This is a genomic window from Streptomyces sp. Y2F8-2, assembly GCF_014905555.1.
Taxonomy (GTDB): domain Bacteria; phylum Actinomycetota; class Actinomycetes; order Streptomycetales; family Streptomycetaceae; genus Streptomyces; species Streptomyces cynarae.
Window position 1 is genome coordinate 231,015 of sequence record NZ_BNGS01000013.1, and the last position, 23,090, is coordinate 254,104.

Genomic DNA, 23,090 nt, shown 5'->3' on the forward strand with positions numbered 1-23,090 from the left:
AGGGCGGGGCGCATGGGCGCGGTGCGGATCGAAGGGAACCGGCTGCTGCTGCCGGGGGGTGTGCGGGTCCGCTTCATGCGGACGCTGCGGCTGCCGGAGACGGGCACACATCCGCTGCCGCCGGGGCTGGGCGAGTTCCCCGTACGCCGGGTGGAGGACTACGCCGAGACGGTGCCCGCCGAATGGCGGGCACGCGGCGGCGTGATGCTGCCGGTGTATCTGCGCGAGGCCATGTGGCTGCATTTCACGGCGTCCGAGCCCGCCGCCCTGCAGGTGGGCGCCGGCAAGGTGTGCGCGGTCTCCGGCAGGCCCTGGAGTGCGCGTCTCGGCCGGGACCCGCAGAACTACGTGGTGCTTCCGCGTCAGCCGTGGCTGGACGGGATCAATTCCGGCCGGGGGACGGTGCGCCAGTTCGTGGCGGTGCCGCTCGGGCTCGGAGCCACGGTCGAGGGCCAGGTCACCGGCGAGGAGGTCTGGGGCGGGATACAGCTGCAGGTGTTCCCGCTCAAGGAGGGGCCCCTGGCCGCGTGGCGGGAGGAGGAGCGGCGCAGGAGGGAGTCGGCCCGGCAGATCGAGCGCGTCAGGGGGGCCGCAGGTCCTTACGGTGGCGCCTTGCCCGCCCCAGGGGCCCCACCGGCCCCGGGTGCCGCGTTTCCGCCGGCCATGGCCGCCGCTCCGGGCGGGCCTTCGCGCAGCGCCCCGTCGATGGGCCTCGGCGTCGGCGGTTCGATGCGCCAGGAGGTCTACCGGGACGACCGGCCAGCAGGAAGCTGGGCCGAGGAGCCGGCCGGACGCGTGTTCGTGCATCTGGTCACGCCTCCGCAGTGGCGTCGCATCACGGGCGAGGCGCCTCCGCCGTCCCCGGTGGACCGCGCGGCGTACACCGAAGCCGGGCTGCCGTGGTTCGACTACTACGACCAGGACGGCGAGGATCTCACGCCCACGGACACCCTGGGCGGCATCAAGCCGGTCGGCGACTGGCTCGGCGACGACCACACGCCCTGGCAGCAACCCTCGCCGCACCAGGTGAAGCCTCTCGGTGACGCGCCGGGGAAGCCGGTGCAGGACGGCGACTGGTGACTGCCCCCGTCCGGGCGGCGACCGGTGACTGCCCCCGTCCGGGCGGCGATTGGTGCACAACCGGACCGGTTCGCTTGCCGGGTGCACGCTCGGCGAGCGCGCCCCGAGGCCGCGTCTTCCCCGTCGACGGCGTGAGCGGTGAACTGCGGCTCTCCGGTAGCCCTTTGCTTCACCGGTCGCCGTCCGTGCGCTGCCGCAGCAGTGCGCGCGGGCAGGTCCGGGCGGCCTGCGCGAGCAGGGCGTGCATGCGTTCGGCGAGCTGCGGGACCGTGTCCGCGGGCTCGGGGAACGGCAGGCGTACGTCGCCGTGGTCGCGGGCCCGCTCGATGCGCAGCGTCAGCCCGTGCCGGTCGACGGCGAGCGGCTGGACCCGTACCGCGCCGTGCAGGCTGCCCGGATCGACGAGCCGGGTCAGCCGCTGGACGGCGTCCGGGTGGGCGTCGGCGAGATGGGTGAGCAGCCGGGCCTCGGCGGCGACGAGCGGATCGGGCTCGGCACTCGCGTACTCGTCGAGGTCGACGACGACCACGCCGTTCGCCCGGCGCAGAGCGATGCGCGTCGGCCGCAGGGCGAGTCGGTCCCCCTCGGGCTCGACCTCGCCGGCGAGCCACAGCCGGGCGCGGATCCGGGACCGTACGGGAACCGGCGCGACATCGGCGAACTCCAGCACCACGGACGGCTCTCCTCGGGGAGCGCACAGGGCGGCCGTGGGCAGTGCGCTGCCCCCGGGCGGGCGCAGCAGCACCCGGCCGTCGGCGGCGACGGAGTGCGCGCCGGTGAACTCCTCCCGTCCGTCCCGCGCGGTAACGGCGCAGGACCATGCGGCAGCGAGCACCGAACGGGCACGCTCCGCCGCGACCGGCGCGGCCGTCCAGGCATGACGGTACCCCATCCCCAACCTCCTTAGGTAAGCCTTGCCTAACTTATCGGAGATCGGAGTGTGCGCCAACCAGGCCCCGGGTCCGTCACGGAACCGTCAGAGGTGCGCCGTCCAGTGGGCGGGGCGCGTGACGGACGCGGGAAGCCTGGTGCCCGCGCTCCCCCGCGCCGCGTTGATCTGTGGCTGGGTCAGAAAGAAGGCGCCGGTCAGATCGGCGTCCGTGAGATCCGCGTCCCGCATATCGGCGCCGATCAGATCCGCGTGGCGCAGGTCGGCGCCCGTGAGGTCGGCGGCTATCAGGCAGGCGCCCCGCAGACTGGCACCGCGCAGGTCGGCTCCCTTCAGACGCGCGCCGATGAGATCCGCGCCCCGCCGGTCCTTCGTGCGGTGGCCGGTTTTCGCCCGGACCAGCTCACTGGTGCGCAGCAGCAGCACGTTGACCTCCTGCCGGTGCGCGCCCACATCCAACTCGCCGAGTTCCTCGGGGGTCCGGAGGGTCAGCCGCTCGGTCTCCTCCAGCATGCGGCGCAGATCGGCGTGGACCGGGCGGGCCGCGGGGAGGCTGAGCGCCTCGCTCAGGTACCGGAGCAGCTCGTGGAGTTGCCGCACGACGGGGAACACGCCGAACATGCGCCGGGCGTGCTCCCGGTCGCCCGAGCGCCAGTCCCGCCCGCCGAAGGTGATCTGCGAGACCTTCTGCCCGGCACCGAAGCAGTCGTAGACCGTACAGCCGGAGAAGCCACGCTGCCGCAGCTCGGAGTGGACACCGCAGCGGAAGTCGCCCCGGAGGTTGTGGCAGGGCGTTCCGGCGTCCTTGTCGACCGCGAAGTCGGCGGAGCGGGCGAAGGGCAGCGCGACACAGCACAGGGCGAAGCAGGAGCCGCAGTCGCCGCGCAGATCGGAAGGATCGGTGGAGGGTGCATGCATGACGTCACCCTAATCGGGGGCTCCCGTGCCGGGACGGCACCCGCCCGGTCGCCGGTGAGTGGCCGTCAGGACACGGCGCACGTACCTGGGCTGTGGGGGTCCTCTCCACTCGTACGAAAACAAACTCCGCTACCGCAGAGGCAGACCTCGTACGACCCCTGGAGAGACGTCATGTGCCCGCACCGGCCCGAGTGCCCGTCGGCCGACCGCCCCGACCACGACGCGGCGGTCATCGTCTCCGCCCACCCCGAGCAGGGGTGGTACCGGCTGTGCAACGTGGGTCCGGTCGTGGAGCGGACCGGTGCGGACACGGGCATGTACGTCTCCTGCCGGAGGCTCCGCCAGAGCGTGGCGGGTGGGCCAGTGACCTGCGCGCACCCACCCCGCGGGGGCCGACGGCCCGGCGGGGTGGGTGCGCGAGGCTAGCCGGTGACGCGGTGGAAGGTCCATCGCTGGTTGGAACTGCCGACGTCGCGGTACTGGATGAGCGCGGTGCCGTCGGCCGTGCCGCCTCCCTTGACGTCGAGCACCTTGCCGCTGTTGCGGTTGACCAGGGCGAATTCGCCCCCGGTCTGGGGGCGCAGCTGCCACTGCTGGCTCGCCCGGCCGTCGGCGGTCATCTGCACGACCGGCGCGCCGTCCGCCGTCGATGACCCTGCCACGTCCAGGACCTTGCCGCTGCCGACGCAGGTGATGGTGTGGTAGCCGTCCCCCGTGGACTGGAAGGCCCACTGCTGGTTCGGCTTTCCGGTGTCGGGCCACTGGATCACGGTGGCGCCGTCCGCCTTGGAGGCGCCGGAGACGTCGGCGACCTTGCCGCTGCGCACGCTGACGCACGTGTACGCCCTGGTGGGTGCGATGGTGTAGTGCACCGAGTCCACGTCGACGTGGCCGGTGCCGTTGGGGTTGTAGGTGTACAGGCCGACCCGGTCACCGCGGTAACCGCCCCAGGTGAGCTGGTAGGTGCCGCCGAACGGGGTGAACTCGCTGCCGTCGAGGCTGAAGGAGAACCGGCTGACTCCGCCCACGTCCCAGGAGGTGCGCAGCCACACGGCGTTCTGTGTGATCACCGGGCCGTAGGTCAGGGTGCCGCCGGCGTTGTGCGCGATCGTGGTGGTGGTCCCGGAGCGCCGGACGCCCAGCCCGGCGTAGGTGGCCGCGTAGTGGCACAGTCCGGCGTGCTGGCCGTCGGCGAGGCCCGCCAGTTCGAGGCGGACGGTCACCGTCGCGCCGCCCGCGGTGCGCAGCACCCGCTGGGTGAGGGTGTTGCCGACCTTGGTCAGGTTGTCGGCCGCCAGCGGTGCGAACGCCTTCAGCCGCAGGTAGCCGGGGCGTTCGGTCAGCGACCAGTGGTCCGCGCGCGGCTGGTAGTACCACTCCCACTGCGGCTTCAGGCGGGTGTCGGTGAACAGGTCGCTGGTCACCACGGGGGGCAGCGCGTCGAGGGGCAGCCCGGGCGTGCCGCCGACGGGCACCTGGCCCGTCCAGACCATGGTGCCGATGCCGTCCGCGCCCACCTGGCCCAGGATCGGCCAGCCGTCCACCCAGGTCACCGGCAGCAGGGACAGCACGCGCCCCTCCCAGTCGCCGTGGCCGTGATGGGTCACGAAGTACCATGCGCCGTCCGGGGCCTGCACCAGCCCGCCCTGGTTGGGCTCGCGGTCCACCGAGGCGTTGACGTGCTCCAGCTGCCGGGTCTTGAACGGGCCGTAGAGGCTGGAGCCTCGGTTCATCATCAGCACCCGGCCCTCCGACTTCACCTCGCTGAACAGGTGGTAGTAGACACCGTTGATCTTGTACAGCTTGTTGGCCTCGCTTCCCGGCGACTGGTGGATGACCGTGGACGGGCCGACCAGCGACGTTCCGTCCTCGGACAGCTTGAACAGGTGGATCTTGTAGCCGTCCGAGTAGTGCGTGGTGACCAGGTAGCCCTGTCCGTCGTCGTCCCAGAACGGGCACGGGTCGTCCCAGCCGGAGGTCCGCCACACCGCGGTCAACGGATCCCAGGGCCCGGTCGGCGACGGGGCCGACGTCATGAAGAAGCCTTCGTCGGGGGTGTTGAAGTACACCCAGTACCGCCCAGCGTGGTAGCGGATGGCCCCGGCCCACACGCCGCGGCCGAAGCGGTTCATCCGGTCCCAGTTCAGCTCCGGCCCGATGCGGGTGAGATCGTCGACCGCGCCACCGAGTGTCCGCCAGTTGACCAGGTCCTTCGAGTGCAGGACGGCCACGCCGGGTGAGTACCCGAACGTGCTGGTGATGCCGTAGTAGTCGGCGCCGACCCGGATGCAGTCCCAGTCGCTGAAGTCGCCCGGAAGGATGGGGTTGACGTAGGTGCCGTCGCCCTGGTCCCCCCACTTACCGGCTGAAAGCGGCGCGGCTGCCGCCGCCCTGCTGGGGGGCAGCAGGCCCGGCAGCAGGAGGGCCCCGGTGCCTACCGCGGCGAGCCTGCCGAGCTGTCGTCTGGTGATGTCCACGGTTTCCGTCCTTGGTCAGGAGTCATCACATGTATGGGTGCGGATGGTGGAGGCGACGGGCTTCATCGTCTGCCCCCTCCTGCTGGTTCGGACGGTGGGGACAGCGTGCATGTGGCGGCTCCAGGGGTGTTGTCAGTGCGATTGACGCGGATCTCCGTCGCCCGCCCTTGCGTGTCGCGAGGGGTCAGAAGCGCCGGTGAGTGGCACAACCTCGCGGATCGGGGGCGACTTCGCAGCGGCACAAGCGGGATCGACGTCTGGCTTCCTCGGAACGGCAGGCACCCGGCTCTGTCTCGTCTGCCGGAGTGCGGGCCGTGCCACTTGGGCGCCCGGCCGGTGACTGCGGCGATGGGATCGAAGTCCTGGTCCCGGTGCAGAAGGGGCAGTCCCCGCAGGTTGGCCCACTGTCGTGGGACTGCCCTCTTCCGATCGGGCTTCTCCTTGCGCGGCAGGGGTGGCGGGTTACGGGAGCGTGGTCCACTTCTGGTTGTTCTCACCGTTGCAGGTCCACAGGATGACCGGGGTCCCGTTGGCGGTCCCCGCCTGCTGGGCGTCCAGGCACAGCCCGGCGTGGACGTTGCGGATCGACCCGTCGGCTTGCATGGTCCACTTCTGGTTGTCCTGGCCGTTGCAGGGCCAGATGATGACCGGCGTGCCGTTGGTGGTGCCCTGGTTGGAGGCATCCAGGCACTTGTCGCCGTAGACGCGGATCTCGCCTCCGGCCCAGGTGGTCCACAGCTGGTTGGCGGCGGTGTGGCAGTCCCAGATCAGCGTCTTCGTCCCGGCCGCGGTGGAGGCGCCGTCCACGTCCAGGCAACGGCCGGACCCGCTACCGCGCAGGCGCGCGGTGGTGGAGGCCAGCGGGCTGCCGCCGGTCATCTTGAACACGGCGACACCGTGCGCGGGGACGCTCGCCGAGATCTGGCCGGACGTGCTCGACGTGCCGCCGGTCCAGAGGTCGGTGAGGGTGAACGGCCCTCCGGTGAGGCCGACCTGCGCGGCCGTGGCAGTGATGGTCGCGGTGCCGCTCCCCCGGTTGAACAGGCCCACCGCGACCGAGCCGTCGGACAGGGGCTTGGCGAACACCTCGGTGTCGCCGTCGTCGCGCACCCGGCGTCCGCCCGCGCCCAGCCGGTCCTGATTCACCGCCAGCAGGCGGGGGTTGCGCAGGATCGCGCTCACGTCGGCGGACATGGTGCGGATGTCATTGCCCGCGATGAGCGGGGCACCCAGCAGCGACCAGAGGGCGAAGTGGGAGCGGGACTCCGTCAGTGACAGGCCGGGGCGGCCGACTACGAGCATGTCGGGGTCGTTCCAGTGGCCCGGACCCGACTGAGCGGCCAGCGGCGCGTCGATGTCGAGGACGTTGCCCACGCCCATCGGGTAGCTGTTGGTGTTGCCGTTCTGCCAGATGTCGAGCAGGTCCTCGGTCGTCCGCCACAGGTCGGCGACCTGTCCCCAGTTGTACGTGGCGCCGGTGATGGCGTGGAAGCTGTTGGGGTTGATGCTGTAGACGATCGGCCGCCCGGTGGCGCGCAGGGCGTCGCGCATGACGGTGAACTGCGCGACCTGATCGGCCAGGGTGCCGCTGCCGGAGCACCAGTCGTACTTGAGGTAGTCCACGCCCCAGGAGGCGAACGTGTTGGCGTCCTGGACCTCGTGGCCCTTGCTGCCGGTGGAGCCGGGGTAGGTGCCCACGCCCTGCGCGCACGTCTTCTCGTTGGGCGCCTCGTAGATGCCGAACTTCAGGCCCTTGCTGTGGATGTAGTCCCCGAGCGCCTTCATGCCGCTGGGGAACTTGGTCGGGTTGGCCCGCAGATTGCCTGCGCTGTCACGCTGCGGATCGAACCAGCAGTCGTCGACGACGACGTACTGGTAGCCCGCGTCCTTCATGCCCGACGACACCATCGCGTCGGCGGCCTGGCGGACCTGGGTCTCGTCGACACCGCATCCGAAGCTGTTCCAGCTGTTCCAGCCCAGCGGCGGGGTGAGCGCGGGGCTGCCCGGCGCGGCCTCGGCGGTCGTGCCGGCGGAGGCGGTGACGCAGGCGGAGAGCGTCAGCGCGGTGGCCGCGACGAGACGCAGCAGCCGTCTGTGCATGGGAACCATGCGGGGTTCCTTCCTGGGAGATGGGGGGAGCCGCCTGTGACCGTGCCTCAGAGGCACGGTCACAGGCCTCTGGTCAGGTGCGCGACTCAGCGCTGCAGGGTGAGCAGGCCCGGCCGGTACGGCAGTCGCTCGTAGGGGGTGGTGCTCGGTGTGTTGGGGTCGAGGCCCTGGTAGAGGAACTGGAGGTTGCAGGGGTCGATGGTCATGGTCTGGTCGGGGTTGTTGCGGACCAGGTCACCGTGGCTGATGCTGTTGGTCCAGGTGGCGCCGCTGTTGGCCTTGCCCGCAAAGGGGTTGGACTCGGTGGCGGCCTGGGCGGTCCACGGGCCGTTGAGGCTGGTGGCTGTGAACGAGCGGAAGAAGCGGTCCTCGTTCGCGCCGCGAGCCTCGACGATCATGAGGTACTGGTTCTGGCCCTGGACCTTGTAGACCTGCGGTGCCTCGAAGAGGTTCTTCACCGTGTCGCTCATGACCGTGGTGTACGAGGAGCCGAAGCTGGCCGGGAAGTTCCCTATCGGCATGGTCGACTTGTAGATGCTGCCGTTGTCACCGGCGAAGAACAGGTACATGTTCTGGTCGTCGGCGATCAGGGTCGGGTCGATCGGGCCGCCGGTGGGAAGGCTGCCGGTGAACAGCGGCTGCGGCGCGGACCAGCTGGTGGGGTCACCGGGGTTGCTGGACGTGCGGTAGACGAAGGGCCACTGGGTACCCCACCCCAGTGAGGCCAGCACCCAGATGTTCTTGGGCGCGAAGTAGAACACCTGGGGCGCGACCGCGGACGAGGGCATGGCGATCTGGGCGGTCGTGGACATGTCCGACCAGTTCGTGAAGGGGCTGAAGCCCATCGAGTGCCAGTTGCCGTCGGAGTAGGTCGCGTAGACCAGGTGCTTGCCGTTGTACGTCGTGGTGGTGAAGTCCTTCAACGACAGCCACCCGTTGGCCGGCTGTGCCAGCGGCCCCGTGGAGGTCCAGCGGTACGTCGAGGGAAGAGCACACGAGTTGGTCGTGCCGGACAGGCCGGTCCACTTCTGGTTGCCTGCGCCGGTACAGTTCCACAGCTGCACCGCCGTGCCGTTGGCCGTGGCGCCGCCCGAGACGTCCAGGCACAGCCCGGACTCCACGCCGACGACCGTGCCGTCGGTGTTCACCCGCCACTGCTGGTTCGTGCCGCCGTTGCAGGACCAGATCACCGGCCGGGTCCCGGCGGTGGTGGCGTGGCCCGGGACGTCCAGGCACTTGTTGCCGTAGACGGTCAGCTGGTTGCTGTCCGTCAGTGTCCACTGCTGGTTGGTTCCGCCATGGCAGTCCCAGATCTGCACGTTCGTGCCGTCGGCCTGGCTGCCGCCCGAAACGTCGAGACACCGGCCGGAAGCGACGCCGCGCAGGGTGCCGGTGGTGGCCGCCTGAGCGGGACCGGCGACGAGCATCGCCGCCAACGCGGCCAGGGCCGCGACCGCGGCGGCGAGCACCGCAGGCATACGTCTGCGGCGGGAACTACGTCGGAGCATGGAAACCTCGCGATTCTGGAGCGTTCGGCATGTCGAACGATGGTCGAAGCGTCGAGCACATGGGAAGACAGAGAACGAACAGGTTCCGCGACAGACCTAGTTCGGCACGATGCGCCACCGGTTGTCGGCGGTGCCGTCGTCCGAGTCCTGGACTGCGAACGCACCGACAGCGGTGGAGTTGTTCGCGATGGCGAGCAACTTGCCGCTGTTCTCGTTGCGGATCTTGTAGGTCCCGTCTCCCTGGTCGAGCAGCGTCCATCTGTGGTCGGCGGTGCCGTTGTCCGACCACTGCAGGACGGTTGCGCCGTCTGTTGTCGCCATGTTCAGGACGCCGAGCACCTTGCCGCTGTGGGCATTGCGGAAGCGGACCGCGTCTCCGTCGGTGATCATTTGCCAGTTGTGGTCGGCGGTTCCCGAGTCGGTCCACTGCAGAGCGCGGCCACCGTCGGCCGTGGACATGTTCTGGACGCCCAGCACGAGACCGCTGCCCACATTGGCGAGACGGACGGTATTGCCGGTGGTGTTCCAGTAGACGGTGTAGTTGTAGCCGTGCGCGTCGTGGAACGGGCCCAGGTTGACGGTGGAGCCGTTGGCCGTGGCGGTGAAGGCGAGCGAACTGCTGCTGGTCCGTTTGATCGAGGACGTGTCCAGCGACGGGAGGGAACTGAGCGTGGTGTCACCGTAGTTGCCGGACAGGACCACCGGGCCGTAGGCGATCGCGGCGACGTTCGCGTTGTCGTTGGCCGGTCGGATGCCGAGCCGCATGGGCAGGCGGACGGTGACGGTGTCGCCGGAGGTCCACGAGCGGCTCAGGGTGGCGTAACTGCCGGGCGTGGTGGTGATGTTCTGCGCGACGCCGTTGACGCTGACGGTGGCTCCGCTGGTCCAGCCCGGGATGCGGATGCGCATCGCCCAGGTTCCGCTGACGTTGCCGGTGACCTGCAGGGTCGTGGTGTCGCTGACGGGGTACGACGTGGTCTGGGTGACCGTGATTCCGCGCTCCGACCAGTTGAGCACCGAGGGCACGAACAGGTTCACGACCAGGGTGTCGTCACTCCGGAAGTAGATGGAGTCCATCAGCCTGGTGTGCATCTCCAGGCCGGTGCCCTGACAGCACCAGAAGGTGCCGTAGTCGGTGCTCCAGGTGCCGCCGCCCCACGCCGGGCCCACACCGCGTCGGCCTCCCGGGTTGAGCGGGGTGAAGTAGGTGACGTGGCCGTGGTCGTCGGCCGGGTTCTGCTGGCCGATCATCTGGTTCAGCCACGCCCGCTCATAGTAGTCGAACAGTGCGACGCGGTTCGGGTCCAGCGTGAACAGCTCACGGGTGAGGCTGAGCATGTTGACGGTGTTGCAGCTTTCGCACGTGTCCTTGTTCAGGTAGCCGGCGATGGCGTTCGGCGCGCGGAAGTGCTCCGCCTGGCTGTTGCCGCCGATGGCATAGGTGTGCGCGGTGACGCAGAAGTTCCAGGCGTTGACGGCGATGTCCCGGTAGCGGGTCGTGCCGGTGGCCTTGTACTCCCGGGCGGCCCCGATCCACTTGGGTACCTGGGTGTTGGCGTGCAGACCGCTGAGCTGGTCCTGGCCGGACGCCAGAGGGTCGAACACCGCGGCGTGGTCGAACCGCTGGGCGACGGTGAGCCACCGCACGTCGCCTGTCTGCTGGTGGAGATCGGTCAGCACGGCGTTCATGCCGCCGAACTCGGTTACCAGCATGGCCTGCATCTGCTGGCTGCTCAGCCGGCCGGTACGCCAGTCGACCCATCCCGCCAGGGCGAGCAGCACGTCCCGGGCCTGTGTGCTGCCGATGTGGCGCCATACGTCCAGCAGGCCGGTGAGGGTCTTGTGGATGGTGTAGTACGGCACGTTGCCGTTGGTCAGGGTCCGCTGCTCGAGAGCGGTGAAGTCGGACTCGGGGTAGCCGGAGAGGTACCCGGCGTTGAAACCGGCGGCGCTGTTGTTGGCCTGGCATCTGGCCAACTCCGCAACCATGTAGGTTGCCTTGTCCCGGCAGGTGGTGTCCCCGGTCACGGCGTACAGCTGTGCCCATGCCGTCAGGAAGTGCCCTTGGACGTGGGTGCGGAAGGGGAACGACGGCGCGTCCCAGCCGCCGTTGGCAGCCGCGCCGTTGGTGGACAGCCGGTGGTTGGCGCGGAAGTTGTACAGCAGCCGGTCGACATCGACGAACCGCAGATAGTTCTGCGTACGGTTCTGGTTGTCCAGCCACCGGCTCGCGGTCAGCCGGACCTGGCCGAGTTCGAAGGGGTGCGCGGAGACCCCGATGTCGGCCCTGGCGGGAGGGATCGCCGCCTGGGCGGCAGATGCGCCGATGAGGGATCCGGTGGCAGAGGCGGCGGCGGTGGCCCCGGCCACTTGCAGGAGACGCCGTCTGCTGACGGAGTAAGACATCTTCCACCTTTCGGTGACGGCAGAACGACTGCTCGGTCGTTGATGCGCCGGCTCTCCGGACTGTGGTTCGTCCTGTTGGATTGTCGGAGTCCGACCGGAGTCGGCGACCATGGGCAAGGCGGCAACGCGGATCGGCAAGGAGGCCCGGGGCCCATGGGGGGCTCAGGCCCGTCCGTCCTCTGCACTGATACATGGGATGGATTAACGGATATGGATGTTGCTCCTGTCTAGCCTTGCGACACACATTCCTTTTCTGCTTCCGGATGAGCGTCCGATCGACGCCCTGGCGGCCAGGCCAGACATTGGATGTGTCGAGAAGGAGTGTGAGGAGTGCGAGTGCGGGAGAAGGACATGTCGACGTGTTGACGGGGTTCCCACCGCGCATGCGCCGCTCCAGCTGAACGCACAGATACCGACATTTGCCCGCGCCCGCACGGACAGGTGTCCGGGCACTTGAGTCGAACAGAGTGATTCCTCTTGCCCTGCAGCACCCGCGCGGGCGGTCTGGAACGCACACCGCCGAAGAGATCCTCCGTATGGAGCCCTGGAGACCGCACGCCAGTGCGACTGCCCGCAGTACGTGGGGCCGCGCCGCTGTCGCAGGTCTACGCGGAGGAACTGACGGACCGGCTCTGACAGTCCAAGACCCCTTGATCGTCCGGGGTCGTTGCCGTCCGGGGTGGTGTCAGGACCACCCCTGATCCACCGGGTCGGCCCACTGCTCCGTCCGTCCGCCCGCCTCAGAGTCGTAGGTGCACGCCGAAAGGGCGATGCAGGGTGACTTCGAGGGGGCAGAGGACATGGTCGGTCGGGATGAACCGGGCCTGGGGCGGCGGGGTTTCGTGGCCGGGGCCGCCGTGGTGGCAGGGGCGGCGCTGACGGGCACAGCGAGCGCCGCGACGGCGGACGGTCCGGGGAACAGGGCGACGACGGCCGCCGCGGGGACCGCCGTCGCCTTCACGCACGTCACCGTCATCGACGGATCCGGGGCGCCTCCGGCCCGGGACATGACGGTCGTCGTCGAAGGGGGACGCATCACGGGGCTGGGGCCGAGCGTGCGGACCGGGCTCCGGCCCGGCGTCCGGAGCGTCGACCTGACCGGTAAGTACCTGATCCCTGGGCTGATCGAGGCGCACACCCACAGCGACGGCCCGGACGCGGTCATTCCGTCGCTGTACCCGCTTGCCGGTGTGACCACGGTGCGCGACATGTGGGGCAAACCCGTCCACCACGAGTGGCGGCGTCGGATCCGGGGCGGGACGCTGTTGGGCCCGAGGTGGCTCATCGGCAGCCCGATCGTCGACGGGCAGCCTTCGCTGTGGGCCGAGGACGTGGGCGAGCACATCGAGGTGAAGGACGCGGCCGACGCGCGGCGCGCCGTACGCCGGGTCAAGAAGGAGGGGGCGGACTTCGTCAAGGTGTACTCGCGATTGTCCCGGGAGGCGTACTGGGCCGTCGCGCAGGAGGCCCGGCGGCAGAACATCCCCTTCCTCGGCCACTGCCCCGACCTCGTACGGATCACCGAGGCCGCTGACGCGGGTCAGCACACCATCGAGCATCTGCACGCGCTGCTGCTGTCCACCTCGGCGCACGAGGCGGAGGTCCGGCGCGCTCTGGCAGCCGTCCGCGTGGACGCGAAGGATCCCAGCAGCCTGTCCCGCTACCACAGTTGGTTCCAGCAGGTGCATCCCCTGGAGTGGAAGGCGGTCCGCGGATACGACCCACGCAAGGCGCACGCCGTCTTCCGTCGGCTGGCGGGGGGCGGCACGGCGGTGGTCCCCACGCTGAGCGTGCACCGCACGCTGGAGCTGCCCGACGAGGTTCCGGCACGGGCCGAGGAGTGGAAGTACCTTCCGGCCTGGCAGGTGGAGTCCTGGCCCGGGCTGTTGCAGGCCCTGGTCGGCGGGCGTACGCCCGGGCAGGCGCGCAGGGTCCGGGCGATCTATGCCCATCGGCAGCGGCTGGTGCGGGAGCTGCACCAGGCGGGTGTGCGACTGCCTGCGGGCACGGACACCGGGACCGGTTATCTGGTGCCGGGGTTCGCCCTGCACGGTGAACTGGCCCTGCTCGTCGAGGCGGGGCTGACCGAGATGCAGGTTCTGCGGGCGGCCACGCGCGACGCGGCCCGCACGCTCGGCCTGGACTCGGTCGGCACCGTGGAGAAGGGGAAGGCCGCCGACCTGCTGGTGCTCGACGCCGACCCGCTGCGCGACATCCGCAACACGCGGAGGATTCACGGGGTGGTGGTGAACGGCCGCTGGATCGACGGCCCGGAGCGGGAACGGCTGCTGGCCGTCGTCCAGAAAGCGGCCTCGCAGGCCGAGCCGCCCGAGGAGGACACCGCGGCCGCCGCGCGGGGATGCGGCTGCGGCGGGCATCCGTAGCGGGTGCCGGCCGGGGGCGTCCACGGCTGCGGACACCACCGGCCCCGGGTCAGGCCTGGTCCCGCGCCAGCGCCAGCAGGCGGTCCAGGACGCGCGGGCCGCCCGCACGGACACCGTCGTGTTCGAACTCGTCCGTCACCCAGGTGCGCAGGCCGCGGATCGCCCGGGCGGTGTCCAGCGCGTGGGCGGTGTCGACGTACATGTCGTCGTGGTAGATCGCCGCGGCCACCGGCACCTCGTTGGCGGCGAGGCGGGCGCGGTCGTACAGCGGTGTCCAGTCGGTGCGCTCGGCGAGCAGGTGGGCGGTGTCGCGCAGCGGGCGCAGCGCCGGGTCGGTGTCGAACATCCACGGGTGCACGGACTCCCCCGTGAACAGCACCGGCCCGTCGCCCGTGAGCGCCTTCGCCGCGTCGAACTGCGGGAACTCGGCCCGCACGCGCTCCGCCGACCACGCGGTGGGGCGCTCGTCCTGGCCGTAGATCGCCTCGTGGACCAGCGCGTACAGGGGGTGGCCCGCGAACGACAGCAGGTGGTGGACCTCCTCCTGGAAGGCGTCGGAGAGCTCGAGGCCCTGCGGGGTGCGGACGAAGGCGTCCTCGAGGAGGAAGTGCAGGCGGTGGCTGCCCTCGCTGCCGCCGAGCAGGATGCCGAGGGACTGGAACGCCTCCACGGTGAGCCGGTAGCCGCCGTTCAGGACCGGCTCGTGTCGCAGCAGGTACTCGGCGATGCGGCGGACGCGCTCGACGTCCTGCGGGTAGCGGGCGTAGTGGGCGGCGACCTTGCGTTCGATGCGCGGATAGGCGGCCCGGTAGACGTCGTCGGCGTGCGCGTCGAGGGAGGGCAGGCCGCCGGTGATCAGTGCGGCGCGCAGGCCTTCGGGGGCCGTCGACAGGTAGGCGACGGTGCAGAAGCCGCCGAAGCTCTGCCCGAGGACCGTCCAGGGGGCGCCGCCGGTGACCTGGGGGCGGATCGCCTCGCAGTCGCGGACGATGGAGTCGGCGCGGAAGCGGGTGAGGTAGTCGGCCTGTGCGCGGGGGCCGCCGCGCAGCGGGAGGGTCTGCCGGCCCGCGGGCGTGGAGGCGCCGGTGCCGCGCTGGTCGAGCAGCAGGACGCGGAACTCCTCAAGGGCGCGGCCGAGCCAGGCCTGCTTGCCGATGAAGCGGTGCGCGCCGAAGCCGGGTCCGCCCTGGAGGTAGAGCAGCCAGGGCAGGTCGTCGTCCGCCTTGTCGCTCGCCACCACCTCCCGCGCGTACAGCTCGATGGTCTCGCCGTCGGGGTCGTCGTGGTCCAGGGGCACGGTGAAGCGGCGGTCGGTGAGGACGATGCCGGGTTGGCGGTAGCTGTGGGTCAAGGGGGCTCCCCGGGACGGACGAATTCCAGGCCGCGTCCCAGTCCAGCACATGGTCGCGGGGCGTGGGCGCCCGGGATCAAGAAATCCGTACCGACCGGTCGTTCAGCCGGTTTCCCGGGGCACCCGGTGCCGGTCAGCGCGCGGACAGGCTGGAGTTGCGCACCACCAGCTCAGGCTGGAGTACGACCCGCCGGTGTTCGTGCGGGCGAGTGGTCGATTCGGCCGCCTCGGTCTCCTCCAGGAGGAGTTCGGCGGCGAGGGCGCCCATGGTGACGGCGGGCTGCCGTACGGAGGTGAGCGGCACCGCGGCGGCAGCGGCGAACTCGATGTCGTCGTAGCCGACGATCGCGAGGTCGTCGGGGACGCTGACGCCGGCTGCGAACATGGCCTGCAGGACACCGAGGGCGAGCAGGTCGTTGGCGCAGAAGACGGCGGTCGGGCGGTCGGCGAGCCCGAGGAGCCGGGCACCGGCGTCCCGGCCCGCGGCGACGTCGAGCCGCTCGGTCGGCAGTTCCCGCAGCGCCTCGGGGCCCAGCCCGGCCTCGGCCAGCGCGTTCAGGGCGCCGGTGCGGCGGTCCCTGACCTGGTTGAGGCCGGGCGGCCCGCTGACGTAGGCGATGAAGCGGTGCCCGGCGTCCACGAGGTGCCGCACGGCCAGGGCGCCGCCCGCCACGTCGTCGACCGACACCGAGCACTCGGTGGTGCCCTCGGCGACCCGGTCCACGAGCACGAACGGGATGCCGTGGCGACGGAACGTCTCGATGTTGCGTCCGGTCGCGTCGGCGGGGGTGAGCAGCACGCCGCGTACGCGTTGCTCGGCGAAGAGCCCCAGGTACTCGGCCTCCTCGGCGGCGCTCTGCGCGCTGTTGCAGACCATCACGCCGAGCCCGGCGTCCCGGGCGGCCCGTTCGGCGCCACGGGCCACGTCCACGAAGAACGGGTTGCCCATGTCGAGGACGAGCAGGCCCATGATCCGGCTGCGCCCGGCCCGCAGCTGCCGCGCCGACTCGCTGCGGACGTAGCCGAGCCGGTCTATCACGGACAGCACGCGGGCGCGCGTCTCGGAGGCGACGGACTCGGGACGGTTGATGACGTTCGAGACCGTGCCCACAGACACTCCGGCGGCGCGGGCGACGTCCTTGATACCCACCGACTGGGCCATCAGGCGGGGACCTCCAGGTTGACGAGGGGCGGCGGGGCGGTCTTCACACTATCGTCACCGCCCCGCGCGGCGGATCCGGTCACGCGGGCAGGGTGAAGTCGACGACGTGGAGCGCCGAGGGTGTCGTACCGCTGGACTTCTCCTGGTACATGAAGGACAGGGTGTTGTCCGTCTTCACCCGCATCTCGTCGATCACGACCTCGCCGAAGGCGTTCAGGCCGCTGCCGTCGTAGAGCAGCGTCCAGTCCGTGTAGCCGGAGGACTTCGAGGCGCCGGCGATGCGCCCGTAAGGGTAGACGGCGTAGGCGTTGTCGTACTTGTCGAGGACCAGCTTGGTGCGCTGGCTGGAGTTCAGGGGGACCGGGATCTCGGTCTTCTGCCAGGTGCCGGAGGAGTTCTTGCGGACGTGGAAGGCGCGGCCGTTCGCGGTGCGGTCGGCGACGTAGTCCGTGGTGCACTGGCCGAAGCGGCCGGGGACGTAGGAGATGATCGCATGCGGCAGGCCGGCCGAGTCGGTGAACTGGCTCTCCTGGTTCATCAGGGAGTGGTCGGGGTTGAGGGGGTCCACGACGAGCCCCGCGTCCGTGACGGCGACCGTGTCGGAGGTGCCGGTGGTGGCGACGAGGGCGCCGGCGTCGTTGCGCCAGGAGCGGCCGCGGTCGGTGGAGTAGACGTAGCCGGTGTCGTGGTTGGTGATGCCCCCGCTGGAGCACATCACGGCGGCGTTCTGCTCGCGCCAGGTGAAGAAGGCGTGCAGGCGGCCGTTCACGTCGTAGTCGATGCCGTGCAGGTACATGTTGCGGGCGGTGCTGGAGCCGTGCGAGCTGGTGTAGGTGCCGGTCGAGCTGCTCCACTCACCGAGCGCCTTCCAGGACGAACCGTCGTACTCCGCGAGGGCGTTGCGGCCGTTGCCGGAGATCCCGACGCGGTAGCTCAGTTGCAGCTTGCCCTCGGGGGTGGAGACGAACTGCGGGTAGGTGAACTGCGAGGTGAGGGCGAGTCCGTCGAGGGACGTCTGGATCGCTCCGAAGACGGACGCGGTCCAGGCCGTGGTGGCGGGGTCGTCCATCAGCCCGGCGACGGACTTCACGTAGAAGTAGCCGTCGCTGTGCGAGTCCATGGTGAGGTGCAGGCGGCCGTCGATCTTGGAGACGCCCAGGGAGATGACGTTGTGCGAGTCGTCGCTCTTGAGCTGGTGGGACAGGGTGACCGTGGACCAGGTGCTCGCCCCGAGCTTGCGCCGGGCGACCACGGCGTTGCGGGTGGAGGTGTACCAGGCGGCGTACTGGTGGCCCTTGTAGGTGAGCAGGCCGTTCTTCTGGAAGGAGTTGTTGTTGACCAGGCCGTCGTACGACACGAAGTAGATCGCCTGGCTGTCGAGCGTGGTGGTGCCGGTCCTGGTGACCGAGGGGCCGGGGGTCGCCGCCTGCGCCATCCCGGGAGCCACCACGGCGCTCAGCAGGGCGGTCGCCAGCACGGTGCGTCGTCTCATGGGTGTGTCTCCCGGGTTCAGGCGAGGTGGAACACTTCGGTGAGGGGTTTCATGGCCTCGTCGGGCCGGACGCCGTCCAGCGACTCGAAGAACGGCGCCATCTCGGCCTGCCAGCGGGCGTTGACCTCGGTGGCCTCCATGCCGGCCAGGGCGGCTTCGAAGTCCTCGGTCTCCAGGTAGCCGACGAGCAGGCCGTCGTCCCTCAGGAAGAGGGAGTAGTTGTGCCAGCCGGTGGCCGAGAGCGCTTGGAGCATCTCCGGCCACACGGCGGCGTGGCGTTCGCGGTACTCGGCGATCCGGTCCTCACGGACCTTGAGCAGGAAACAGACGCGCTGCATGAAGTACCGCTCCCGATGTCAGAAGTCGAACTGGTCGATGTTCTTGCTGTCGAACACGGTCGGCTTGCCGAGGTTGATCACGCCGTCCTTGCCGATGGTGTACGTGGTGTCGCCGGCCTTGAAGGTCTCGCCCTCCTTTCCGGTGATCTGCCCGGACACCAGGGCGACCGCGGCGCGCGCGGCCAGGTCGCCGAGCTTGGCCGGGTCCCACAGCTCGAACGCCTCGACGGTGCCGTTCTTGACGTACTGGCGCATGTCGTTCGGGGTGCCGAGGCCGGTCAGCTTGACCTTGCCCTTGTACTTGGACCCCGACAGGTACTGGGCGGCCGCCTTGATCCCGACGGTGGTCGGGGAGATGATCCCCTTCAGGTTCGGGTACTGCTGGAGCAGGCCCTGGGTCTGCTGGAAGGACTGCTGGGCGTCGTCGTTGCCGTAGGCGATCTTGACGAGCTTGACGTCCTTGTACTTGGGGTCCTTCAGCTCGTCCTTCATGTAGCCGATCCAGGTGTTCTGGTTCGTCGCGGTCTGCGCGGCGGACAGGATCGCGATCTCGCCCTTGTAGCCGATCTGCTGGGCGAGCAGCTGCACCTCGGTGCGGCCCAGGTCCTCGGCGGAGGCCTGCGAGACGAAGGCGTTGCGGCAGTCGGGCTTGGTGTCGGAGTCGTAGGTGACGACCTTGATGCCGTTGCTCATGGCCTGCTTGAGCGCGGTGCACAGGGCGCCCGGGTCCTGCGCGGACACGGCCATCGCGTTGACCTGCTGCTGGGTGAGCGTGTTGACGTAGGAAACCTGGCCGCTGGTGTCGGTGGCGCTGGACGGGCCGACCTCCTTGTACTTCGAGCCCAGTTCCTCCAGGGCCTTCTTGCCGCCGTTGTCGGCGGAGGTGAAGTACGGGTTGTTGACCTGCTTGGGCAGGAAGCCGACGGTCAGGCCCTTCTTGGTCGCGGCGTTCGGGTTCGCCTTGGCACCCGAGTCGGCGGGGGCGGCGCTCTCGCTCGCGACGTCCTTCTTGGTGGTGCCGCCGCAGGCGGTCGCGGCGAGCGCGAGGGAGGTGACGGCGGCGAGCGCCGCGCAGGTACGGTGGAGGGACGACTTGCGCATGACGGGTCCTTTTTACGCGGGTGAGTGGGAGCGCCCCAAAGGGGCGCGGGGCGGTATTGATATGCGGCTCCGCCGCGATGGGGTCCTCCCTGTTCGAGCGAAGCCGAGAACTTGGGGGAGCGATCAGCCACGGACGGCCGGCAGCTTTTTCGAACGGCCGATCGAGCGGAGCGCTTACGCGGCTCTGCGGCCCGCCCTCGCCACCGATATCTGGCGCGCGACCCGGGGGCCGAGCACGGAGACGACGAGCAGGACGCCGGTGACGACGATCTGCGACTGCGCGGAGACGTTGACGAGACTCATCACGTTCTGCAGGGCGCCCAGCAGGAACAGTCCCGCGATGGCGCCGCCGAGCGTGCCCTTGCCGCCGTCGAAGTCGATGCCGCCGAGCAGGACGGCCGCGACGACGGAGAGTTCGAGCCCGGTGGCGTTGTCGTAGCGGGCGCTGGCGTAGTGCAGCGCCCAGAAGACGCCGGTGAGGGAGGCCATGAAGCCGGTCGCCGTGAACAGGATCAGCTTGGCGCGCTTGACCCGGATGCCGGCGAACCGTGCCGCCTCCTCGCTGGCGCCGACGGCGAACAGCGAGCGGCCGAACGGGGTGGCGTGCAGGACCACCACGGCGATCGCGAGCAGCACCAGGAAGGGCAGGAACGCCTGCGGGAGGAAGCTGTCGCCGATGCGTCCGGCCGCGAAGTTCAGGTACTGGGTCGGGAAGTCGGTCACCGCGTCGGAGCCGAGCACGATCTGTGCGATGCCCCGGTAGGCGGCGAGAGTGCCGATGGTGACGGCCAGGGAGGGCAGTCCGAGGCGGGTCACCAGCAGGCCGTTGACCAGCCCGCACACCACGCCGAGGAGGAGGCAGAGTGGGATGATCGTCTCGATCGCCATGCCGTCGTTCCACAGCTTGCCCATCACCGCGCCCGACAGCCCGGCCGTGGAGGCGACGGACAGGTCGATCTCACCCGCGACCACCAGCAGGGTCATGGGCAGCGCGATCAGCGCGATCGGCAGGGTGTTGCCGATCAGGAACGACAGGTTGAGGGCGTTGCCGAAGCCGTCGACGAAGCCGAACGACAGCAGCAGGAGGACGACGAGGAGGGCGCCGACGACCGTGTCCCAGCGGATCGCGCGCGTCAAGGAGTCAGGCATGGCGGGCGTTCTCCTTCTTCTGGGCCGTCTTCTTCAGGGCGGAGGCCACCCGCAGCGCGACGATCCGGTCGACCGCGATGGCGAGCAGGAGCAGGACGCCGTTGATGGCGAGCACCCAGACGGAGCTGACGCCGAGGGCGGGCAGCACGCTGTTGATGGAGGTCAGCAGCAGGGCGCCGAGGGCGGCGCCGTAGACGCTGCCGGAGCCGCCGGTGAAGACCACACCGCCGACCACGACCGCGCTGACGACGGTGAGTTCGTAGCCGTTGCCGGTGCCGGAGTCGACGTTGCCGAACCGGGCCAGGTACAGCGCGCCCGCGAGCCCGGCCAGGCCGCCGCAGAAGGTGTACGCGGTCAGGATCCGCTTGCGCACCGGGATGCCGGCGAGGCGGGCGGCCTCCGGGTTGGAGCCGAGCGCGTACAGCTCGCGTCCGCTGCCGAAGTGCTTGAGGTAGTACGCGGTCGCGACCAGGACGACCAGGGCGATGAGGGCCAACCAGGGGACGGCGGAGATGCCGCCGGACCCGAAGTCGACGAACCCGCCGGGCAGGTCGGCCGCCGTGATCTGCCGCGAGCCGACCCAGATCGAGTCGATGCCGCGGATGATGTAGAGGGTGCCGAGGGTGACGACGAGGGCGGGCACCTGACCGAGGCTGACGAGCAGCCCGTTGAGCAGACCGAAGCCGACCCCGAGCAGGATCGCCGACGCCACCCCCACGACGGGGTTGCCGCCGCCGTGCAGATACGTGCCGGCCGCGAAGGCGCTGATGCCGAGGGTGGAGCCGACCGACAGGTCGACGTTGCGGGTGATGACGACCAGGGACTGGCCGGTCGCGACCAGCACCAGGATGGTCGCGTTCAGCAGCAGGTCCTTGATGCCCTGCTCGGAGAGGAAGTCGCTGTTGCCGAGCTGGGTGACGATGATCATCACCAGGAAGACGACCAGGATGGCGAGTTCACGCATCTTGAACACGCGGTCGACCAGCCGGGTGCCGCTGGACTTCGGCATATCGGTCACGGGGGCCTCGTTGGGTGCGGTCACCGTCATGCGGCGGCCCTCCCGGTGGCTGCGGCCATCACGGTTTCCTCGGTGGCTTCGGAGCGCGGGATCTCGGCGGTGAGCCGCCCCTCGTGCATCACGAGCACGCGGTCGGCCATGCCGAGGATCTCGGGCAGGTCGGAGGAGATCATCAGGACGGCCACGCCGTCCGCGGCCAGCTCGCTGAGCAGCCGGTGCACCTCGGCCTTCGTGCCGACGTCGATGCCGCGGGTCGGCTCGTCGACGATCAGTACCTTCGGGCCGGTGGCGAGCCACTTGGCGAGGACCACCTTCTGCTGGTTGCCGCCGGACAGCGTGGAGACGGCGTCCGCGATCCGGGCGTACTTCACCTGGAGCTTGACGGCCCAGTCGAGGGAGCGGCTGCGTTCGGCGCCGCGGTCCACGAGCCCGGCCTTCACGGTCGTGCGCAGACCGGTCAACCCGATGTTGCGTTCGATGGACATGTCCATCACCAGGCCCTGGGCGCGCCGGTCCTCGGGGACCAGGGCGAGCCCGGCGGCCATGGCGGTGGAGGGCGCGCCGTTGGTGAGGGTCCTGCCGTCGACCTCGACCTCGCCCGCGTCCCAGCGGTCGATGCCGAAGACGGCGCGCGCGACCTCGGTCCGGCCGGCGCCGACGAGCCCGGCGAGGCCGACGATCTCACCGCGCCGCACGTCGAACGACACGTCCGTGAAGACGCCTTCCCGGGTCAGCCGCCGTACGCTCAGCGCGACGTCGCCCGGTTCCACCTCCTGCTTGGGGTACAGCTCGTCGAGGTCGCGGCCGACCATGCGCCGGACGAGGTCGTCCTCGGTCATCCCCTCGAGCGGTTCGCTGGCGATCCAGGCGCCGTCGCGCAGGGTGGTCACCCGCTGGCAGATCTCGAAGATCTCCTCCAGCCGGTGGGAGATGAACAGCACCGCCGCACCCTGCTCGCGCAGGGTGCGGACGACGCCGAAGAGCCGGGCCACCTCGCTGCCGGTGAGGGCCGCGGTCGGCTCGTCCATGATCAGGACGCGGGCGTCGAAGGAGAGCGCCTTGGCGATCTCCACGATCTGCTGGTCCGCGATGGACAGGCCGCGCGCCGGGCGCTCGGGGTCGAGGTCGACGCCCAGGCGCCGCATCAGGGCCGCGGTGGCCGCGTTCGTGGCCTTGTGGTCGATCCGGCCGAGGGCCTTGCGGGGCTGGCGGCCCATGAAGATGTTCTCGGCGATCGACAGATCGGGGAAGAGGGTCGGTTCCTGGTAGATCACGGCGATACCGGCGTCCCGGGCGTCGGCCGGGCCGTGGAAGACGGTCGGCTCACCGTCGAGCAGCACCTGACCGGCATCCGGTCGGTGCACACCGGCGAGCGTCTTGATGAGGGTCGACTTGCCCGCGCCGTTCTCGCCGGCGAGGGCGTGCACCTCGCCGGGGAACAGTTCCAGGGACACGTCTCTCAGGGCGCGCACCGCGCCGAAGGACTTGGAGATGTCCCTGAGCGCCAGCACCGGGGCCGGACCCGTGTCGGACGGGTGGGTCATGGGGGCTCCTCGACGACGCCGGCGGGTTGTCCTCACCGCGTCGTGAAAGGTTTCAACCTGGTTGCCGGGACGTTAGGCGGGCCAGCCATGTCACGTCAATGGGGTCGCCTCGAAAAAATTTCGAAAGCCCAAGGCACGACGTGGCCACGGGAAGATCGATCCGC

17 protein-coding genes are annotated in these 23,090 nt (G+C 70.1%); 3 read left to right on the top strand and 14 right to left on the bottom strand.

What is annotated here, in order from left to right; all coding sequences use genetic code 11:
• Nucleotides 1–12 precede the first annotated feature (12 nt).
• Nucleotides 13–1,080, top strand: coding sequence for a hypothetical protein (locus SY2F82_RS34880; protein ID WP_200423080.1), 1,068 nt, complete (start codon nt 13–15; stop codon nt 1,078–1,080).
• 169 nt (nt 1,081–1,249) lie between these two features.
• Here the strand turns inward: SY2F82_RS34880 and SY2F82_RS34885 are convergent, their stop codons facing one another.
• Complete coding sequence (locus SY2F82_RS34885) at nt 1,250–1,972, bottom strand: DUF2470 domain-containing protein (RefSeq protein ID WP_200423081.1); 723 nt, start codon at nt 1,970–1,972, stop codon at nt 1,250–1,252.
• Nucleotides 1,973–2,056: 84 nt separating this feature from the next.
• Nucleotides 2,057–2,887 (bottom strand): pentapeptide repeat-containing protein, encoded by an 831-nt coding sequence (locus SY2F82_RS34890; protein ID WP_200423082.1) that lies wholly within the window; start codon nt 2,885–2,887, stop codon nt 2,057–2,059.
• Between the two features lie 171 nt (nt 2,888–3,058).
• On the opposite strand from SY2F82_RS34890, the gene SY2F82_RS39745 reads away from it, so the two are divergent.
• On the top strand, nt 3,059–3,313 hold the full coding sequence (locus SY2F82_RS39745) for a DUF5999 family protein (RefSeq protein WP_308437809.1): 255 nt from the start codon (nt 3,059–3,061) through the stop codon (nt 3,311–3,313).
• On the opposite strand, the gene SY2F82_RS34895 is transcribed toward SY2F82_RS39745, so the two are convergent.
• The 4 genes from SY2F82_RS34895 to SY2F82_RS34910 all read right to left on the bottom strand — a co-directional run bounded on the left by SY2F82_RS34895 (nt 3,310) and on the right by SY2F82_RS34910 (nt 11,387).
• Complete coding sequence (locus SY2F82_RS34895; RefSeq protein WP_200423083.1) at nt 3,310–5,364, bottom strand: family 43 glycosylhydrolase; 2,055 nt, start codon at nt 5,362–5,364, stop codon at nt 3,310–3,312. The genes SY2F82_RS39745 and SY2F82_RS34895 overlap by 4 nt on opposite strands.
• A 462-nt stretch (nt 5,365–5,826) precedes the next feature.
• Nucleotides 5,827–7,473 carry an RICIN domain-containing protein gene (locus SY2F82_RS34900; protein ID WP_200423084.1) on the bottom strand — a complete coding sequence of 549 codons (1,647 nt, stop codon included), beginning with the start codon at nt 7,471–7,473 and terminating at the stop codon, nt 5,827–5,829.
• 86 nt (nt 7,474–7,559) lie between these two features.
• On the bottom strand, nt 7,560–8,981 hold the full coding sequence (locus SY2F82_RS34905; protein WP_200423085.1) for a non-reducing end alpha-L-arabinofuranosidase family hydrolase: 1,422 nt from the start codon (nt 8,979–8,981) through the stop codon (nt 7,560–7,562).
• A gap of 96 nt (nt 8,982–9,077) precedes the next feature.
• Nucleotides 9,078–11,387, bottom strand: a complete 2,310-nt coding sequence (locus SY2F82_RS34910; protein WP_200423086.1) for a beta-L-arabinofuranosidase domain-containing protein — start codon at nt 11,385–11,387, stop codon at nt 9,078–9,080.
• An 800-nt stretch (nt 11,388–12,187) separates the two neighbouring features.
• Here SY2F82_RS34910 and SY2F82_RS34915 point away from each other — a divergent pair.
• A complete protein-coding gene (locus SY2F82_RS34915) occupies nt 12,188–13,771 on the top strand; it encodes an amidohydrolase family protein (protein WP_236041972.1) in 1,584 nt (527 codons plus the stop codon).
• A gap of 49 nt (nt 13,772–13,820) precedes the next feature.
• Here SY2F82_RS34915 and SY2F82_RS34920 read toward each other — a convergent pair whose 3' ends face one another.
• The 8 genes from SY2F82_RS34920 to SY2F82_RS34955 all read right to left on the bottom strand — a co-directional run bounded on the left by SY2F82_RS34920 (nt 13,821) and on the right by SY2F82_RS34955 (nt 22,926).
• A complete protein-coding gene (locus tag SY2F82_RS34920; protein ID WP_200423087.1) occupies nt 13,821–15,122 on the bottom strand; it encodes an alpha/beta fold hydrolase in 1,302 nt (433 codons plus the stop codon).
• Between the two features lie 133 nt (nt 15,123–15,255).
• Nucleotides 15,256–16,284, bottom strand: coding sequence for a LacI family DNA-binding transcriptional regulator (locus SY2F82_RS34925; RefSeq protein WP_200423088.1), 1,029 nt, complete (start codon nt 16,282–16,284; stop codon nt 15,256–15,258).
• 79 nt (nt 16,285–16,363) lie between these two features.
• Complete coding sequence (locus SY2F82_RS34930) at nt 16,364–17,776, bottom strand: BNR repeat-containing protein (RefSeq protein WP_200423089.1); 1,413 nt, start codon at nt 17,774–17,776, stop codon at nt 16,364–16,366.
• Between the two features lie 17 nt (nt 17,777–17,793).
• A complete protein-coding gene (locus SY2F82_RS34935) occupies nt 17,794–18,114 on the bottom strand; it encodes an L-rhamnose mutarotase (RefSeq protein ID WP_200423090.1) in 321 nt (106 codons plus the stop codon).
• 18 nt (nt 18,115–18,132) lie between these two features.
• The gene (gene rhaS / locus SY2F82_RS34940) at nt 18,133–19,215 is read right to left on the bottom strand and encodes a rhamnose ABC transporter substrate-binding protein (RefSeq protein ID WP_200423091.1); all 1,083 of its coding nucleotides are present in this window, start codon (nt 19,213–19,215) and stop codon (nt 18,133–18,135) included.
• A 174-nt stretch (nt 19,216–19,389) separates the two neighbouring features.
• Nucleotides 19,390–20,364 (bottom strand): ABC transporter permease, encoded by a 975-nt coding sequence (locus tag SY2F82_RS34945; protein ID WP_200423092.1) that lies wholly within the window; start codon nt 20,362–20,364, stop codon nt 19,390–19,392.
• Entirely contained in the window at nt 20,357–21,412 is a 1,056-nt protein-coding gene (locus SY2F82_RS34950; protein WP_200423093.1) for an ABC transporter permease, read from the bottom strand. Before SY2F82_RS34950 ends, SY2F82_RS34945 begins: the two co-directional genes overlap by 8 nt.
• On the bottom strand, nt 21,409–22,926 hold the full coding sequence (locus SY2F82_RS34955) for a sugar ABC transporter ATP-binding protein (RefSeq protein WP_200423094.1): 1,518 nt from the start codon (nt 22,924–22,926) through the stop codon (nt 21,409–21,411). Before SY2F82_RS34955 ends, SY2F82_RS34950 begins: the two co-directional genes overlap by 4 nt.
• Between the last annotated feature and the right edge of the window lie 164 nt (nt 22,927–23,090).